At 45.4% G+C, this 17,130-nt stretch carries 16 protein-coding genes and 1 tRNA gene; 3 read left to right on the forward strand and 14 right to left on the reverse strand.

Annotated features, from left to right (window positions below):
• Positions 1 to 2: 2 nt before the first annotated feature.
• Positions 3 to 78, reverse strand: a tRNA-Ala gene (locus AC0YOD_RS24695).
• Between the two features lie 63 nt (positions 79 to 141).
• Positions 142 to 627 carry a transcriptional regulator NrdR gene (nrdR, locus tag AC0YOD_RS24700; RefSeq protein ID WP_475801996.1) on the reverse strand — a complete coding sequence of 162 codons (486 nt, stop codon included), beginning with the start codon at positions 625 to 627 and terminating at the stop codon, positions 142 to 144.
• Positions 628 to 768: 141 nt separating this feature from the next.
• Here nrdR and AC0YOD_RS24705 point away from each other — a divergent pair, with 141 nt between their 5' ends.
• Positions 769 to 984, forward strand: coding sequence for a small, acid-soluble spore protein, alpha/beta type (locus AC0YOD_RS24705; protein WP_475801997.1), 216 nt, complete (start codon positions 769 to 771; stop codon positions 982 to 984).
• A 106-nt stretch (positions 985 to 1,090) separates the two neighbouring features.
• On the opposite strand, the gene AC0YOD_RS24710 is transcribed toward AC0YOD_RS24705, so the two are convergent.
• The 12 genes from AC0YOD_RS24710 to AC0YOD_RS24765 all read right to left on the reverse strand — a co-directional run bounded on the left by AC0YOD_RS24710 (position 1,091) and on the right by AC0YOD_RS24765 (position 14,912).
• Positions 1,091 to 1,657 carry a lytic transglycosylase domain-containing protein gene (locus tag AC0YOD_RS24710; RefSeq protein WP_475802037.1) on the reverse strand — a complete coding sequence of 189 codons (567 nt, stop codon included), beginning with the start codon at positions 1,655 to 1,657 and terminating at the stop codon, positions 1,091 to 1,093.
• Positions 1,654 to 2,250, reverse strand: coding sequence for a dephospho-CoA kinase (gene coaE / locus AC0YOD_RS24715; RefSeq protein WP_475802038.1), 597 nt, complete (start codon positions 2,248 to 2,250; stop codon positions 1,654 to 1,656). The genes AC0YOD_RS24710 and coaE overlap by 4 nt, the downstream gene beginning before the upstream one ends.
• 15 nt (positions 2,251 to 2,265) lie before the next feature.
• On the reverse strand, positions 2,266 to 2,988 hold the full coding sequence (locus AC0YOD_RS24720) for an MntP/YtaF family protein (protein WP_475801998.1): 723 nt from the start codon (positions 2,986 to 2,988) through the stop codon (positions 2,266 to 2,268).
• Positions 2,989 to 3,126: 138 nt separating this feature from the next.
• Positions 3,127 to 3,981, reverse strand: coding sequence for a DNA-formamidopyrimidine glycosylase (mutM, locus tag AC0YOD_RS24725; protein WP_475801999.1), 855 nt, complete (start codon positions 3,979 to 3,981; stop codon positions 3,127 to 3,129).
• A 47-nt stretch (positions 3,982 to 4,028) separates the two neighbouring features.
• Positions 4,029 to 6,707, reverse strand: a complete 2,679-nt coding sequence (polA, locus tag AC0YOD_RS24730; protein ID WP_475802000.1) for a DNA polymerase I — start codon at positions 6,705 to 6,707, stop codon at positions 4,029 to 4,031.
• 164 nt (positions 6,708 to 6,871) lie between these two features.
• Positions 6,872 to 7,531 (reverse strand): phosphate signaling complex protein PhoU, encoded by a 660-nt coding sequence (gene phoU / locus AC0YOD_RS24735; protein WP_475802001.1) that lies wholly within the window; start codon positions 7,529 to 7,531, stop codon positions 6,872 to 6,874.
• Between the two features lie 49 nt (positions 7,532 to 7,580).
• Positions 7,581 to 8,336, reverse strand: coding sequence for a phosphate ABC transporter ATP-binding protein PstB (gene pstB / locus AC0YOD_RS24740; protein ID WP_475802002.1), 756 nt, complete (start codon positions 8,334 to 8,336; stop codon positions 7,581 to 7,583).
• A gap of 103 nt (positions 8,337 to 8,439) precedes the next feature.
• A complete protein-coding gene (gene pstA, locus AC0YOD_RS24745) occupies positions 8,440 to 9,315 on the reverse strand; it encodes a phosphate ABC transporter permease PstA (protein ID WP_475802003.1) in 876 nt (291 codons plus the stop codon).
• A gap of 1 nt (position 9,316) precedes the next feature.
• Entirely contained in the window at positions 9,317 to 10,180 is an 864-nt protein-coding gene (gene pstC, locus AC0YOD_RS24750) for a phosphate ABC transporter permease subunit PstC (protein ID WP_475802039.1), read from the reverse strand.
• A gap of 211 nt (positions 10,181 to 10,391) precedes the next feature.
• Entirely contained in the window at positions 10,392 to 11,381 is a 990-nt protein-coding gene (locus AC0YOD_RS24755) for a PstS family phosphate ABC transporter substrate-binding protein (protein WP_475802004.1), read from the reverse strand.
• A 100-nt stretch (positions 11,382 to 11,481) separates the two neighbouring features.
• On the reverse strand, positions 11,482 to 12,588 hold the full coding sequence (locus AC0YOD_RS24760; protein WP_475802005.1) for a methyl-accepting chemotaxis protein: 1,107 nt from the start codon (positions 12,586 to 12,588) through the stop codon (positions 11,482 to 11,484).
• A gap of 254 nt (positions 12,589 to 12,842) precedes the next feature.
• Positions 12,843 to 14,912 carry a beta-galactosidase gene (locus AC0YOD_RS24765; RefSeq protein ID WP_475802006.1) on the reverse strand — a complete coding sequence of 690 codons (2,070 nt, stop codon included), beginning with the start codon at positions 14,910 to 14,912 and terminating at the stop codon, positions 12,843 to 12,845.
• A 136-nt stretch (positions 14,913 to 15,048) separates the two neighbouring features.
• On the opposite strand from AC0YOD_RS24765, the gene AC0YOD_RS24770 reads away from it, so the two are divergent.
• Both AC0YOD_RS24770 and AC0YOD_RS24775 read left to right on the forward strand, forming a co-directional pair.
• A complete protein-coding gene (locus AC0YOD_RS24770; protein WP_475802007.1) occupies positions 15,049 to 15,882 on the forward strand; it encodes an AraC family transcriptional regulator in 834 nt (277 codons plus the stop codon).
• Positions 15,883 to 15,929: 47 nt separating this feature from the next.
• Positions 15,930 to 17,126 carry a M20 family metallopeptidase gene (locus tag AC0YOD_RS24775; RefSeq protein ID WP_475802008.1) on the forward strand — a complete coding sequence of 399 codons (1,197 nt, stop codon included), beginning with the start codon at positions 15,930 to 15,932 and terminating at the stop codon, positions 17,124 to 17,126.
• Positions 17,127 to 17,130 lie beyond the last annotated feature (4 nt).

A 17,130-nucleotide genomic window follows, 5' to 3' on the forward strand; every position in this document is an offset into this window, starting at 1 on the left:
TTTGGTGGAGCCTAGGGGGATCGAACCCCTGACCTCATCGCTGCCAGCGATGCGCTCTCCCAGCTGAGCTAAGGCCCCAGATATTGCTTAATGTCACTGAATAGCGACAAAATTGATATTAGCATAGCGCCATAAAAACTGTCAATCTTTATCTACATGAGGAGGGCTAAGCGGCTCTTTGGACAACAAGCTGCTAAGCTCCTTCATAAACATATCGATATCTTTAAACTGGCGATATACGGACGCGAAACGAACATACGCGACCTCATCAACCGGATATAGCTCATTCATGACGATACCGCCAATATCACTGCTGTCTACTTCAGCGAGAGCCGTTGTGCGGAGCTCCTTCTCAACCTCGGATACGATGACCTCAAGACGCTCTACAGGTACAGGACGCTTCTCACAGGCTCGAATAAGCCCGCGTAATATTTTATCACGGCTGAATTCCTCACGACTGCCGTCCTTCTTAATGACAATGAGAGGCGTTTCTTCAATCATTTCGAATGTCGTGAAGCGGCGGCTGCATTTCTCGCACTCACGGCGGCGACGAATTGATTTGTTTTCGTTTGCTGGCCTGGAATCTAATACTTTCGTTCCGGCATAGTCACAATATGGACATTTCATGTTGCATATCGCCTCCTTTCAAGTAGGTGAACCTTCGTTTTGAGCATATTCTCAAAAAAAATAAATTTCCATGTAATTCCTGTAATGAACTTTTGATTTTTGCGCATAATACATTTACCAACCGCAAGGAGGTGAACATACATGAGCGCATCCCGTAGCAGTAACCAACTAGTAGTACCACAAGCGACAGCTGCCCTTGACCAATTGAAATATGAAGTGGCTCAAGAGCTAGGTATCGCAATTCCACAAGACGGATACTATGGCAACATGGCAACTAAAGACGCAGGCTCCATCGGGGGATATATCACCCGTCGCCTCGTACAAATTGCTGAGCAATCCCTTGCTGGTCAAAAATAGTGATTCATTTACAGTTGTATGAATAACAGAAGTCTTGGCTGGGCTCGTCTATGAAAAGACGAGCCTCCAAGGCTTAATTGTATGCTCCGTCATAAAAGCGAGTTCGTTATAAGCCAGGATACAAATCCTTGTACTTATTATAATAATAAATGACCCGCTGTACATAGTGCCTCGTCTCACCGAATGGAATTTGCTTTACTGTTTCCATTCTACCATCCCAAACACCTGAATCCAGCCATTTCCTAACATTACCAGGTCCAGCGTTGTAAGCTGCGATCGCAGCAATTTGGTTCTGATCAAATTGTTGATGCAAAGATTTCAAATACCATGACCCCACTTCAATGCTTACATCAGCGCGATTGCGCAGCATGTCCTCCGTTACTTCTTGAAAGCCTGCTTTCTGCACAACCCACTTTGCTGTTTCAGGCATGATTTGCATGAGCCCCAATGCGCCCTTCTTTGAATCCTTGCCTGTCTGGTAATTGGTTTCACTACGGATAATGGCAGCGACTAGATGAGGCTCGATACCGTAATTAGATGCACTCGCTGAAATGTCCTGCTTATAATAGACAGGATACATCCATGTTGCAAGCCAATCCGATTTGAGAAACAAAATAGCGATAAGACCTAACAACAGAACAAGAAATACTCTCTTCTTTAGCAATATCCTCATGGCAGCTGCTGGCTTTTCCAAAACTGATCGATCTGCCGCTCCGTATCCGCGACTGTACCGCTATTATCAATAACCCAATCCGCTAATCCTTTTTTACGTTCAATATCCATTTGAAGCTTTACTCGTCGAGCAGCCTCTTCCTCGGACATTTCATTACGCTTCATTAATCGTGCAATTTGCACTTCGGCAGGTACATAAACAACCATAATTCCTTCATAAAGATGCTGCTGCTCCGTTTCATAGAGCAGAGGCACATCCGCAACGATTAGACGTTCAGGATATTGCTTAGCATACGTATGTATTTGTTCCTGCATTCGTGTACGAATAGCAGGATGGGTGATCGCTTCAAGCTGCTTAAGCTTTTCTTTATCACGAAACACGATCTCGCCTAGCGATTTACGATTTAGCGATCCGTCAGCTTCAAGGACAGCTTGTCCAAACGCAGAGGCAATTGCCTCCAGTGCTGGTGCTCCGGGAAGGACGACCTCCCTTGCGACTTGATCGGCATCGACCAGCAGCGCACCGCGTTGTACGAGTATATGGGCAATTGTGCTTTTACCGCTGGCAATACCGCCGGTTAATCCGATTATCATCCATTTCACCTCAAATTATAACAGCTTCATGATTCCCATCACGATTAATAATATGCCTGGCAGCAAAGATAATGTCTGCATGCCCTTCCAAGCTGAGAAACGAAATCCAAAACGGATGCCTCCAACGAGAAAAATGGCGCTAGATGCTGTAATGGTCAATGCTGTAAGCAAAGCTGGCAAGCCAATCATCGCTGCTCCCAAACCCGCTCCAAATGCGTCGATAGATAATGCAACACCCAGCATAAGCGCCTCTGATGCAGATATCGTCCCCGATTTATCTACATCGGCCGCTTGCGGCGTCCGCAAAATTTGAACAACTAAACCTAGACGCTTCAGTTCAACCATAACGACCAAAGCTGCATTTGACAAATCATTCATTCCTGCTTTGCCTTCTGAAGCAGCTGCTGTTTCTACGGTCCCCTTCGTCATTCCAGCGGTTTCTATCGTCTCTTCACTGCCGTTTTGCTTTCCACGCTTTAACTGGAGCAAAGCCCAGCATCCGATTAGAATCAAAATGCAAGCGCCAATGAGCTTCGATACAAACTCTGATAAGAAGTTAGTTAGCCAACCGCCTACCTGCATAGACATAAAAATAATAAGACCGGAGCAGCAAGCAATAATGAACACCGACAGGAATGGAATGCGAATTCTCCGCAGACCATACGTAACTCCTACGCCGAAGCCGTCTAAGCTAACGGCAAATGCAAGCACTAGCAATGATGCAACATGCGCGAACAATCGTAAAGTCCCTCCCCGCACTGCTTTTGCCCGCTTACAAGCTTTCTGTAAGTAGACATTCGCCTATTGTTCGTAACAGAACCAATATATGCAGGGAGGATGCCTTTGTGATTGTTTGTATTTGTCGATTCGAAAATGCTACTTGACTTTTATCATGCTGGATAAGCCTAAAGGCTGGCACTTGCTGCAAATATGCGTGCCTCTTCCTCCGACTGTAAATTTTTCAATCGGTCTATTGCAAGATGGACACGGCTCATCTTTCTTGCCGTATACAAGCAGTTGATGCTGGAACATGCCCATTTCACCTTGCCCGTTAACGTAAGATTTAATGGAAGATCCACCTGCATCAACAGCATGTGATAATGTAGAGCGAATCGCTTCATAAAGCCTTTTCCATTCGGCTGGCTTTAACGTATCCGGCGTTCTCTCGGGATGAATGCGCGCTTGAAATAATGCCTCATCCACATAAATATTTCCCAGTCCTACAATATGCTCCTGATTTAGCAGAAGCGGCTTAATCTTAGTGGATCGCTTCTCAAGCTTGCTTCTCAGTGCTGTAAGCGTGAAGGACTCATCCAATGGCTCAATGCCAAGCTTGTTAAGCGGTGGCATCGCTAGTTCCTCTCCGCGCTTGAACAAATGCATCGTGCCGAACTGACGGACATCCTTATACCGAAGATCGGTACCATCATCAAAATGAAAGATCACATGGGTATGCTTCTCAACAGGCTCATCAGAAGGAAATACGCCGTAACGTCCTTCCATTCTCAGATGGGATACGAGCACAAGCCCGTCCAACATAATTCTCAAAAACTTGCCTCTACGCTCAACCGTCTCAATGCTATGACCTACAAGTGCATCCGAGAACTGTTCCGGTTCAGGGGGAAGCTGTATTATACGCGGGAGATTAACGGTTACAGATTGGATTCGTTTTCCCGCTACGAGTTCTATTAACGTTCTTCTTACGGTTTCTACCTCTGGCAATTCAGGCATTCTCTTCACCTCAACAACTATTATACCTGAAACTGCCCGTCAGCGGGTTACTTTGCCTCATACCAATTGTCACCGTAACTCACATCCGCCTTAAGCGGAACATCCAGCTCCAGCGCTTTGGCCATAACTTCCGGCACAAGCGTCTTCATCAGCTCAAGCTCATCGGCCGGCACCTCGAACACGAGCTCATCATGTACTTGCAGCAGCATGCGGCTCTTCAGCTTGCGCTCGCGCAGCGTCTCATCCATTTGAACCATTGCCAGCTTGATAATGTCAGCAGCCGTGCCCTGAATAGGTGTGTTCATTGCTATTCGCTCTGCGAAAGAACGAATATTGAAATTAGATGCATTGATATCATTCAAATAACGTCTGCGATCAAGCAGAGTAGCCACATAACCGTCGCGCTGTGCCTGAAGGACGATGTCTGTCATGTATTGACGAACGCCCTTGAACACTTCCTTGTAATTCTCAATAAATTTACCCGCTTCCGTAGGGGAAATGCCAAGGTTTCTCGAAAGGCCAAAGCTGCTAATGCCATAAACGATACCGAAGTTTACAGCTTTCGCGGAACGACGCATATTGGAATCCACTTGCTCAGCTGTTACGCCGAACACATCCATAGCTGTCTTCGTATGGATATCCATATCTTCAATAAACGCTTCCTTCATCTTCTCATCATCAGCAATATGCGCAAGTACTCGAAGCTCAATTTGAGAGTAATCGGCAGCAAGAATGAACCAGCCAGACTCAGACGGCACAAATGCCTTTCTTATTTTGCGGCCTTCTTCCAGCCTGATCGGAATGTTCTGAAGGTTAGGGAACTGGCTGCTGAGTCGTCCGGTAGCCGCAATCGTCTGGCGATAGTACGTGTGCACTTTCCCAGTCTCCTTGCGAACCTCCTTCAACAAGCCCTCCACATACGTTGACTGCAGCTTTGCTAACTGACGGTAGTTCAATATTAAAGGGATAATCTCATGATAGGGTGCGAGCTCTTCCAGCACCTCAGCATCGGTGGAATAGCCGGTTTTTGTCTTCTTCTTAGCAGGCAGTCCCAATTTTTCGAAGAGGACTTCGCCTAGCTGCTTTGGTGATCCGATATTAAACTCTAAGCCTGCATGCTTATAAATATCGCTAATAAGAATCGAAATTTGACGTTCTAGATCACGCCCCAGCGCTTCCAGTTCTCCCGTCTCCACCTTGATTCCCAGAAACTCCATTCCTGCAAGAATACGTGACAATGGCTGCTCAATCTCAAAATAAAGCTTACTCATTCCCGATTCCTTCAGCTCTTCGGTCAATAATGGCACTAACCGGCGGATCGATTCCGCTTTGAGCGCTAAATGACGATAGAGCATTGCCGCATCCGGCAATTTGAATCGGGCACCCTTGCCGTATACAGCTTCATCCGAAGGCACAGTTGGCAAATGCTGCTTTTCATTGATTCCGCTTAGCGTCTGGCTCGCCTCAGTAGGATCAAGCAAATAGGCGGCTAGCTGTACGTCAAATGCTGCTCCTTGAAAGTCAATTCCACTCCACTTGAATGCCAGCTCTATTTTGTGAAGATCAAAACCATACTTCGGCTTATCCTCCTGCTCCAGCCACTCACGCAGCTTGATTGCAAAGGGCTGTTCAAGAACTTTATATGGCATCGCGAATACGGCATCTGCCGTTGCAATGGCAAGTCCAATTAGTTTTGCTTGATGCGGATTCTCGCCTATCGCTTCGACATACAAGCCGTTTTTATCTGTGCTGCCTAGAATATTAATCAACTGCTCTAATAAGTCGGCATCCTTGTCCGACTCGATGACATGAATGTTAAGCTCAGCTGCAGCCGCTTTTGCCTCCTCTTCCATATCCCCAGCCTTAGCGCCTAGATCCAGCCGCTCGATGAGCGATTTGAATTCAAGCTTCCGGAATGCCTCCGCCAGCTTAGCATCCTCATAGCCATTGTACCGAATCTCATCCGTGCTCTTCTCGAATGGCACTTCACGGAAAATCGTCGCCAGCTTCTTGCTCATTATGGCGTCTTCCTTATGCGTTTCGAGATTTTCCTTTAGCTTGCCCTTGAGCTGATCCAAGCTCTCCAGCACGTTCTCAACTGAGCCATGCTCATGCAGCAGCTTAAGCGCTGTTTTCTCCCCTACCCCAGGGACACCTGGAATATTATCAGATACATCACCCATTAAGCCCTTTAAATCGATAATCTGCATCGGTTTTAGACCATACTTTTCCTGAATCGCTTCTGGTGAGTATAGATCAACCTCCGTAATACCCTTACGCGTAACCGCAATTGTCACTTTGTCAGACGCCAGCTGGAGCATGTCCTTATCGCCTGTAACGACGATCGTCTCTACACCATTCTCATCTGCTGCCTTCGTAAGTGTTCCAATGATATCATCTGCTTCATAGCCAGACAGTTCGAACTGCGCAATGCTGAAAGCATTCAACAGCTCCTTCAATACTGGAAATTGCTCAGAGAGCTCAGACGGTGTTTTTGCACGGCCGCCCTTATACTCACTATAGCCTTCATGTCGAAACGTTATTTTACCTGCATCAAATGCAACTAGAACATGAGTGGGTTTTTCCTCATCAAGCAATTTAAGAAGCATTGTCGTAAAACCATATATCGCGTTCGTATGCTGACCTGCCGAATTTGTTAGCGGCGGCATCGCGAAGAAAGCACGATAAGCTATACTATTTCCATCAATTAGCATCCATTTTTCCATAAGGGATCAACACCTTCTTTATGTAGCTTACAATGCCCTCATTATACCACAAAATGGGCCTTCCCCCAGCATCGTCTGCCAAAGGAAAGCCCATACCTTTTTATTATTGCAAATTCTAAAAAAAGAAACCGTTAACGCATCAATTATCCGTTCATGCTGCTTCTTTATACATTCAAATCTGGTCTGCTGCCCGTTACGAGATAAACTACACTCTCACCGATATTAGTCGCGTGATCGCCAAATCTCTCCAAGTAACGGCCTACAAAGCTAAGTAATGAGGACTGTGTAATGTTGCGAGGATTTTCCATCATAATCGAATATAGCTCACGTGTAATTTGTCCGTACAAGGCATCTACCTGATCGTCGTCCTTTGACATTTTGTAAGCCAAGTCTACGTTCTCTTGAATAAATGATTGAATGGACTCATACGTCATCTGTTGAACAATCTCCGCCATACGCGGCAAATCGATCAAAGGCTTAATAAGCGCCTGGCCTTCCAAGCGCAGTACAACATTGGCAATGTCTACGGACAGATCACCCATCCGCTCCAAATCGCTTGCAATTTTGAAAGCAGACAAAATGCGGCGCAAATCTTTAGCGACAGGCTGCTGCGTTGCAATTAGCTTCGAACCGATTTCCGTAACCTTTTCTTCCATTTGATTAAGGGAAGGGTCTTTTGTAATCACTTGCTTCGCTTTATTCACATCTATTGATTTCAGTGCTTCCATAGAATCGACAAGCGCATTCTCTACAAACGTTCCCATCTCAATAATCAGGTTATGAAGATGTTCCAAGCCTTGGTCAAACTCTTTACGCGTTGTCATCACAACAGCATTCCTCCTAAAGATTAAGTAAGCTTTACCTTGCTTCTGCTTAGCCGAACCGGCCGCTAATATAGTCTTCCGTGCGTTGGTCAGTTGGATTAGAGAAGAGCTTCTCCGTATCCGAGTACTCAATAACTTCGCCATTCAGGAAAAATACGGTTTGGTTGGATACGCGTGCTGCTTGATGCATGTTGTGAGTGACCATAACAATCGTATACTTATCCTTCAGCTCTTGCGCAAGCTCTTCAATTTTGAGCGTAGAGATAGGGTCAAGCGCAGATGTAGCCTCATCCATGAGCAAAATATTCGGGTTAACCGCCAGAGCACGCGCAATACATAGACGCTGCTGCTGACCGCCGGATAGCCCGAACGCCGACCGCTTCAGGTGATCCTTTACTTCATCCCACAAAACAGCTGATTTCAAACTGTTCTCAACGATTTCATCCAGCTCTTTTTTACTTGTAATCCCGTGAAGACGCGGGCCATAAGCTACATTATCATAGATCGACTTAGGAAAAGGATTGGGCTGCTGGAACACCATACCCACTTTTTTGCGAAGCGTCTCAACATCTACTTCATTGGAATAGATTTCAGTACCGCCGATGGCAATTTCACCTTCAATGCGAGTGCCCGGAATCATATCATTCATACGGTTCAACGTACGGAGCAGCGTCGATTTTCCGCAACCGGATGGGCCGATGAAAGCAGTGATCGCTTTCTCCGGTATCGTTAAGGATACATCCTTCAAAGCGTGAAATGCTCCGTAAAATAAGTTCAGTTTATTAATCTTGATTAGTGCTTCCATATGATTCTCCTCCTAATGAAATTCACAGTTTACCTGCTTCTGAAGCAAGTTTTTTTCTTTTTCTCAGCAAGCTCCAATGAGGACAAAGTAACCATCATTTTTGTTAACCGTTTTTCTGATACTTATTGCGAAGCAGAATGGCCGAGAAATTCATTAGAAGCAGCAATGCCAGTAGAACGATAATTCCGCTCGCCGCAAGCTCCTTGAACTCTAGCTGAGGTTTTGACAACCAGTTGTATACTTGAATCGGTATGACGGTGAAGGAATCCATCAATCCATTTGGCAAGAATGCCACATAGGTTAATGCCCCGATCATAACGAGTGGAGCCGTCTCTCCGATTGCACGTGACATAGCGAGAATGACGCCAGTCAATACGCCTGGAAGCGCTGATGGCATTACCGAACGGTAGACCGTCTGCCATTTGGTTGCACCAAGAGCAAAGGAAGCATCTCGACGTGATTTAGGAACTGCGCGAATCGCCTCCTGCGCCGATACGATAATGATCGGAAGTACAAGGAGTGTCATCGTTAATGCACCTGCTATGAGACTGCGATCAAGCGACAATAATCTTACAAACAATGCTAAGCCCAAAATTCCGTATACGATAGACGGAACGCCCGCCAGCGTACTGATATTAAGCTGAATAATGCGTGTCAGAGGACCTTTTTTTGCATATTCCTCTAAGTAAATGGCTGCTCCAACTCCGAAAATAAAGGAGATCGGCGCCATAATAAGCAGCATGTAAATCGTACCGACTAGAGCTGACTTCATACCAGAGCCATCTGCTTTACGAGATGGGAAATTGGTGAATAGATCCGGCTGCAGGCGGCTGATTCCATCGATTAATATATCAATAATGAGTGCGCAAAGAGCAAGAACACCTACGGAAGTCGCTATTACGAAAACAATATGCAGAAGCCAGTCTGTCTTCCGTCTGTTTGCAATCTGTTTTCTGTTGGCATCTTGAAATATGTTCATATTAGTACTCCTCTCTGAATTTTCTTGCAATGTATTGGGCAAGAATATTGAGCAAGAAAGTAAGAATGAACAGTGTCATGCCAACCGCGAAAATAGATCCATATTCTACTGTTCCATGCGGTGTATCACCTAGACTTACTTGAACGATATAAGAAGTCATCGTTTGGATGCTCTCTAGCGGGTTTGCTGTTAGATTTGGCGTTGAGCCCGCAGCAACTGTTACGATCATCGTCTCTCCTATTGCACGAGAGAAGGCAAGTACAGCAGAAGCTACGATACCCGAGAATGCTGCAGGTACGACGATTTTCAATGCGACCTCGAAACGTGTAGCGCCAAGCGCATAAGCACCGTCACGCAAGCTGCGCGGTACAGCCGACATGGCATCCTCACTCAATGAGCTAACCATTGGAATGATCATAATACCAACAACGATACCAGCACTAAGTGCGTTAAACACGCCTGCACTATGGAAAATGCTTTGAATTAATGGTGTAACTAGACTAAGCGCGAAATACCCGTACACGATAGTTGGCACGCCAGCCAGTACTTCTAGAATCGGTTTAATAATTTTGCGAACACGCTTTGGTGCATACTCTGACAAGTAAATGGCGCTTGCCAGTCCAAGCGGAATTGCAACTAAGCAGGCAATAAACGTAATCAATAGCGTACCAGACAGGAGTGGAAGAACGCCGAAGCTTTTTGGCGGAATCAGCGGTGACCACTTGGTCCCGAAAAGAAAATCAAGGATCGGAATTTTCCGAAAGAACTGAATCGTTTCTGTAAGAAGGGTAATAACGATCCCTAATGTGGTGATGACGGATACCGATGCACATAGAAACAGCAGTACCGGCATAATCTTGTTCATGATGCTGACTCTCTTATTTTTGAAATCATATATTTCCTTGCTCGCGATTTGTGATTGAGCATTCTTGACAGTCCCTTGCAGACCTTGACTCGGCATTGCGGCGTCCTCCCTCTTGCCTTTACAATTTCTTTACACTTGTGTCGTGAAAAATGTGATGCCCAACTAGACACCACATTCGCCACATTCTAAGTTGCTATTTCGACCTTATTTATTATGAGATTTTAGCAGCCTCAGTTGCATATTGCTCATCTGGAAGTGATACATAACCAACTTCTCCTGCAAATTTACCAATGTTGTTGATGTAGTATTTCACGAATTCTTTTACTTCTGGACGCTCAAGCTCTTTTTTGTTTACATAGATGAAGAGCGGGCGTGACAATGGTGCATAAGAACCGTCTTTGATTGTGTCATAAGTAGGTGTGATAGCACCTTTGCCTGCTTCAATCGGAACAACTTTCAATTTATCTTGGTTCTCTTCATAGTAAGCAAAGCCGAAGTAGCCAATACCGTATTTGCTGCCTGCTACACCTTGTACAAGGGAGTTATCATCTTCACTAAAGCTAATTGCTTTATCATTGCGAATGCCGGCTTTTTCTAGAATTGCTTCATTAAAGTAGTCATAAGTTCCGGAATCAGCGCCTGGTGAGAACATAACGATTGGCTCAGCAGGGAAAGTATCACGAACATCTTTCCAAGTTGCTACTGTGCTGCCTGTTACGAAGATTTTGTTCAACTCTTCAACCGTTAGGAAGTCAATGAAATCATTGTCTTTGCTTACAACTACGGACAAACCGTCAAATGCGATTGAAAGATCTGTGTACTCGATGCCGTTGTCTTTACAAAGTGTTGCTTCTTCATCCTTAATGTGACGGGAAGCATCTGCTATTGCAATTTCACCTGCGCAAAATTGTTTGAAGCCGCCGCCTGTGCCAGACACGCCTACCGGAACTCGAACATCTTTATGCTCTTTGTTGAACTCTTCTGCTGCTGCTTCTGTTAAAGGAAACACTGTGCTTGAACCATCAATTTTAATTTCGCCGGACAATTTCACTTCATTCTCAGGTGCGTTCGTCGCCGTGTTAGTCGAGCCTGCATTTCCTGACTTCGAATTTCCACTATTATTCCCACATGCCGCCGCGAATACGAGCAGCACCACCATTGACAACATCAAAATTCCTTTTAAACCTTTTTTCTTTAACAACTCTACCACTCCTTCTGTTATATCTATCTGGGTTGTTCCCCGTGCCTCTTATACTACTAGCCGTTTGTAAATCGGGTATTCTGTTTTTGTTAACGCATTGTTAAAAATACGATTGCTGCAATATTTTCATTTCGTCAGCAACATGGATGGATTGTTGATGTGCCTTCTCAGCTAAAGACTCAATCCCTTTTGCACTGTTTCGATTGTCCGCTGCTGCTCGGAACAGTCTATTAAAAGCTTCTACTGCTTCGTTTATATGTGTTTTGCTGAGTGTCGTCTCTGATCGTCCCGCATGAGCCAGCGCGGCGGTCTGTGAGATGGCAACGACAACCGTCTCTGTTAGACGGGTAATCTCGTTTGCAAATTGCTTCGTCTGACTAGCTAGCTTCATAACCTCGCCTGCAACTACTGTAAAGCCCCTGCCATGCTCACCCGCGCGCGCTGCTTCTATAGAAGCATTCAGAGATAAGAGATTGCTCTTCTCTGCCAGCTCCTTAATTAATAGAGATACTTGGCTGATAGAGTCCGCTTCCTCTTGCAGCTGATTCATTCGCAGTTCTTGCTGCTGCGAGTTTAATGCAATCGACTCGAATGCCTTTGTTACCTTATCTAGCTCGTTTTTACCCGATAGCGTCAAATCGACCATCTCTACAGAAAGGGATTCGCCTAGAGCTGTCGATTGCCTTACACTGCTTACGGCCTGCTCGATTTCATTGACGCGCTGCTCTGCTGAACGAATGGTACTCATCTGGGCATCAATAGCCTCTTGCTGCAGCAGTCTGGATAGCTTGAGCATATCGGAAACAGTCAAAATACCAGCTAGTCTATTATTCGATGTAACAATAACGCAATCATAAAGCACGCTATCATGACGGCTTAAAGCGCGGTCTATGAGCAGCTGTGGCGCATAGTCATAATCCACAAACAAGGGACTTGCATCCATCAGCTTCGTGATTGGCTTGTCATCATACAAATCAGCACTATAACGATGTCCCAGCCTTAAAAAAAATCGATTCCGCATCATTAAACCAATCGGAGCCCCTTGCTCGTCAATGACAATGGCACATTCTGAATCTGGATTTTGCTTAAAAATAGAAATGGTCTCACGGCATGTAAGCTCAGCTTTAATCGTTGGTGCCTGTCGTAAAAAATGCTGCAGACGAACCGTTTGTTTGTTTTCATTTACCGCAAGGTTTTGTTTTTCCATAACAGCTACGGACATTAGCCTCAACCTTCCTTCTTTTTCCTTATGGGTTTACTATAGGTCGGAAGCATCAATTGGATTAAGCAGAAATGTAATCGGAATGTAAACTTCGACATTATTTTTTTATGAATGAAAGAAATAGAATGATAATGCGTGACTAAAGAATGAGTTCAGAAGCCTTAATCAACACAAAAAAAGCTGCGTGAAACGTACAAACACTAGTACGTTTCACACAGCTTCTCACTAATTCCCTATTATTATTTCGACTCACGCTTCAAAATATGACAGCTATAAGGCTCCATAGCAATAGTTGCACCAGCAGCATCGCCAGTCAATAAATCACTATAATTGCGCTCATCTAGCGGTACGGAAACCTCTTTGTCGCTAAAATTCGAAACAAAAACATAATCGTTAACGCCATCCGTCCGCATTTGTGCGGTTACGCTGGCAGGCAGCTCCGAATTCAGCACTCGTTGAATACCCTCTTGCTTGATGATTGCTTCAAGCATCTCAGTGGTGAAAGCATCCTCATTGCGTGATGCAATATAGTAGGCTTTACCTTTACCTAGTTTATTAACGGTTAGTGCTGGACGACCCGCATAGAAATCCTCGCCATAATGGGCTAATGCTTCAGCACCTTCAAGATGGATCAGATCACATAGCTCACGAGCTTTATATTCGCCGCTTAGCTGCAGACTGTTGCCATCCCTCATAACGACCTTATTGAAGTCATGATCATGTAGAGAATCAATCTCTTCAGACCAGATGCCAAGCGTTTTACGAAGCGGTCCCGGGAAACCGTTCAAGAAGCAAAGATCATTCTCATCTACGATTCCAGTCCAGTAGGTTGCGATGAACGTTCCGCCATTTTCTACAAAGCGTTCAATGCGTTCGCCCACACCTGGACGTACCATATATAGCATCGGTGCAATCAGCAGCTTGTAGGAAGAGAAATCACATTCCGAGTCGAGAATATCAACAGGAACGCCCATATCCCATAGCGGGCGATAATGACTCAATAATGTTTTTTCATAATGAAGACCGCTGTTGCGAGGACCTTGTGAATCCTTTACTGCCCAACGGTTTTCCCAATCATTAATGAGAGCTACCTCAGGCTTCACCGTCGTACCTACAACTTCAGTCAGTTTCCCAAGTGTCTCACCAAGCTCAGCTACATCGCGGAATACGCGCGTATGCTCATGTCCAACGTGATCCACTACTGCGCCATGAAGCTTCTCGCTGGAGCCGCGGCTTTTGCGCCATTGGAAATACTGGACGGTGTCTGCACCATGTGCTACCGCCTGCAAGGAAGACAACATATGCATGCCTGGACGTTTTACTTTGCTAATCGGCTGCCAGTTGGTCATGCTTGGCGTGCTCTCCATCAGCATGAACGGCTTGCCGCCCTTGAGCGAACGGAAGACATCATGGTTAAAAGCAAACCATGCGGCTTGTCCGCTCTCATCTCCAAATTGATCATGCCAAGTCGGGTAGGCATCCCATGAAATCATATCGAGCAAATCTGTGAATTTCCAATAGTTCAAAGGCTCAAAATCAAGCATAAAGTTTGTTGTAATTGGCAGCTCGCTGTTAGCAGCGCGAAGCGGTTCGATCTCATGACGGCAGAAATCAACCGTTTGATCCGTAACGAATCTTCTCCAATCTACATTTTGACCATGAACAGCCTTCTCGCCTCTTTCCGTTGGCGATTCGATTTGCTTCCAATCCGTATACGTATGACTCCAAAATGTTGTCCACCATGCATCGTTAAGCGCATCAACGGTTTCATATTTATTTTTCAACCAGCCTCGGAAAGCATCCTCACAATAGTTGCAATGACATTCGCCGCCATACTCATTGGAGATATGCCAGCCGATTACTGCCGGATGATTAGCATAACGCTCAGCCAACTTGGAATTCATAATGCTGACTTTCTCACGGTATACAGGAGAAGAGAAGCAATGATTGTGGCGCCCTCCGTGCAAATTCCGAATGCCATTTGGCCCAACGCGAAGCACCTCTGGATACTTCTGAGACATCCATACTGGACGAGCGCCGCTCGGTGTAGCCAGCATGGCGTATATGCCATTTGCAGCAAAACGATCAAGCACCGTATCCAGCCATTCAAATGTAAATACGCCTTCCTCGGGCTCAATTGCCATCCAAGCAAATATGCCAACTGACATGACATTGCAATGAGCCAGCTTCATCAGACGTATGTCTTCCTCGAGCACCTCCGGATACTTTTGCCATTGATCAGGATTATAATCTGCACCATGCAGCATTTGCGGTATTTTTCCACTTATAGGGGGAAACTTCAAAGTCATTATCTTAACCTCCAGGTTGGTATTGAAATTCGGATCATTAGCCTATACTATAATGATATTCATATTATATATCTTAATTTATTTAAACAATATAATAGTATTTTCGCATTACTTTCAAAATATGAAACTGGAGGATATGAAAATAGACACAATCGTTTTTCCCACTTTAACGGATTCAGATTTAAGTCTTCCTATATATTTGACCAGCAACGGGCATTGGGATAATCAAGAACCCATTGATCGTCAAGAGGGGTATCCTTATTTTCAATGGCTGCAAGTCGTATCAGGTGCCGGTGAGCTTCATCTCGGAGATCAAAAGATGATCGTGCGTGCAGGTCAAGGCTTCTGTCTATTTCCAAATGATCCGCATAAATACTACCCGATCCAAGAGCCTTGGGACCTCCATTGGCTCAGCTTTCGCGGGGATCTATCCAGCACCCTTCTAAGACGAGCTGGCATTGTGCAATCAGGTGTATATTCCACAGCTGATCATGATATGATTGTTACTCATATGAAGAATATTTACGCTATGACGCAATCCGGCCGCGCTTTTCTCGGTCTTGAATGCTCAAAGCTCATCTATATGTTCCTGCTTGATCTGATGAAGGTTATTCTCGTCAGCTCTCACTCCGTTGAACAAAACCATTTGAAGCTTCATCCCGTCTTTCAATATATAGAAACAAATTATAACAAGCTGATTACGATTAAAGATTTAGCTGATTGCCTGGATGTGACGCCGCAATACCTCTGTTTATTATTCAAGAAGGCTCTGAAAATCAGACCGATGGAATACGTGAACCGTGAGCGCATTAATCGAAGCAAGGAGCTTATGTTCCACGAGAGTGATATCAAAATGCATGAGATCGCCCATCGCGTCGGCTTCGATTCTCCTAGCTACTTCAGCTCTGTATTTAAGCGAATCGAGGGGCTTAGTCCCGAGCAATTCAAAAAAATACACGGGATGCGCTAGCCCAAGAAGATTTTTTAATACCCAAACACCTAGGAGGCATCAGAATCATGGCTCATAAACAACAACTATTTGCTGAAATTGATCAGCATGCAGAAAGCTTCCGATCCATATCTCGCGCTGTGGGAAACCGCCCTGAGCTTGGTCACGAGGAGTTTTTTGCTTCTGAGCTTCTCTGCGGGGAGCTGGCTCGTTACGGCTTCAAAGTAGAACGCGGAATATTAGGGATTGAAACCTCATTCATTGCCGAATATGATTCCGGTCAGTCTGGCCCTACTGCAGGCTTCCTTTGTGAATATGACGCGCTGCCAGAAATCGGTCATGCTTGCGGTCACCATCTCATTTGTGCCATGAGTGTCGCAGCAGCAGTGGGTCTGAAAGCGGCACTTCAAAGCAGCGGTCTCGGCGGAAAAATTCGTATATACGGAACGCCAGCTGAAGAAACGCGCGGTGCTAAAGTTCCAATGGCTGCTGCCGGTTTATTTGATGATTGTGATTTTGCACTCATGGCTCATCCCTATTACACCTTTGAACGCTCCGGTGAGTCCCTTGCTATGGATGCGCTTCAATTTGAATACACTGGTGTTGCCGCACATGCAGCGGCAAGTCCTTATGCAGGGGTAAATGCGCTCGATGCTGTGATTCAGCTGTTCAACAGCATTAATGCGCTTCGCCAGCAGTCACGCAGCGATGCCCGTATTCACGGTATTATTGACAATGGCGGCCAAGCGCCGAACATTATACCTGACTATGCATCCGCGAAATTCTATGTGCGTTCAGCTTCTAGAAGCTACACGAACGAGCTGACCCAGAAGGTGCTCCGCTGTGCTGAAGGGGCTGCCCTAGCCACTGGCTGCGAGTTGAAAGTTAATCATTATGAATTTTCTTATGATGAGCTTCTGACCAATGAATCCTTATCAGAGCAATTCAATGCCAATCTCATTGAAGCAGGCATCCACCCCGATCAAATTATGAGCGGAAAGGATCATGGCTCCCTTGACCTTGGCAATGTCTCGATCCGTTGCCCGGCTATTCATCCTTATGTAAAAGTGGTCCAAGAGCAACTACTGCTTCATACCGAAGCCTTTCGTGATGCAGCGATGACCGATTACGCGCTAGATAGTATGCTGTTTAGTGCAAAAATGCTGGCAGCCACCGCTTATGACGTAATGGAGGACCCCGCCCTGCTGGCTCGTATTCGTGAAGAGTTTGCTCGGCAAACGAAATATTCAAGTACTCAGCATTAAGGGT

The sequence above is a fragment of the Paenibacillus sp. J31P13 genome (assembly GCF_056269295.1).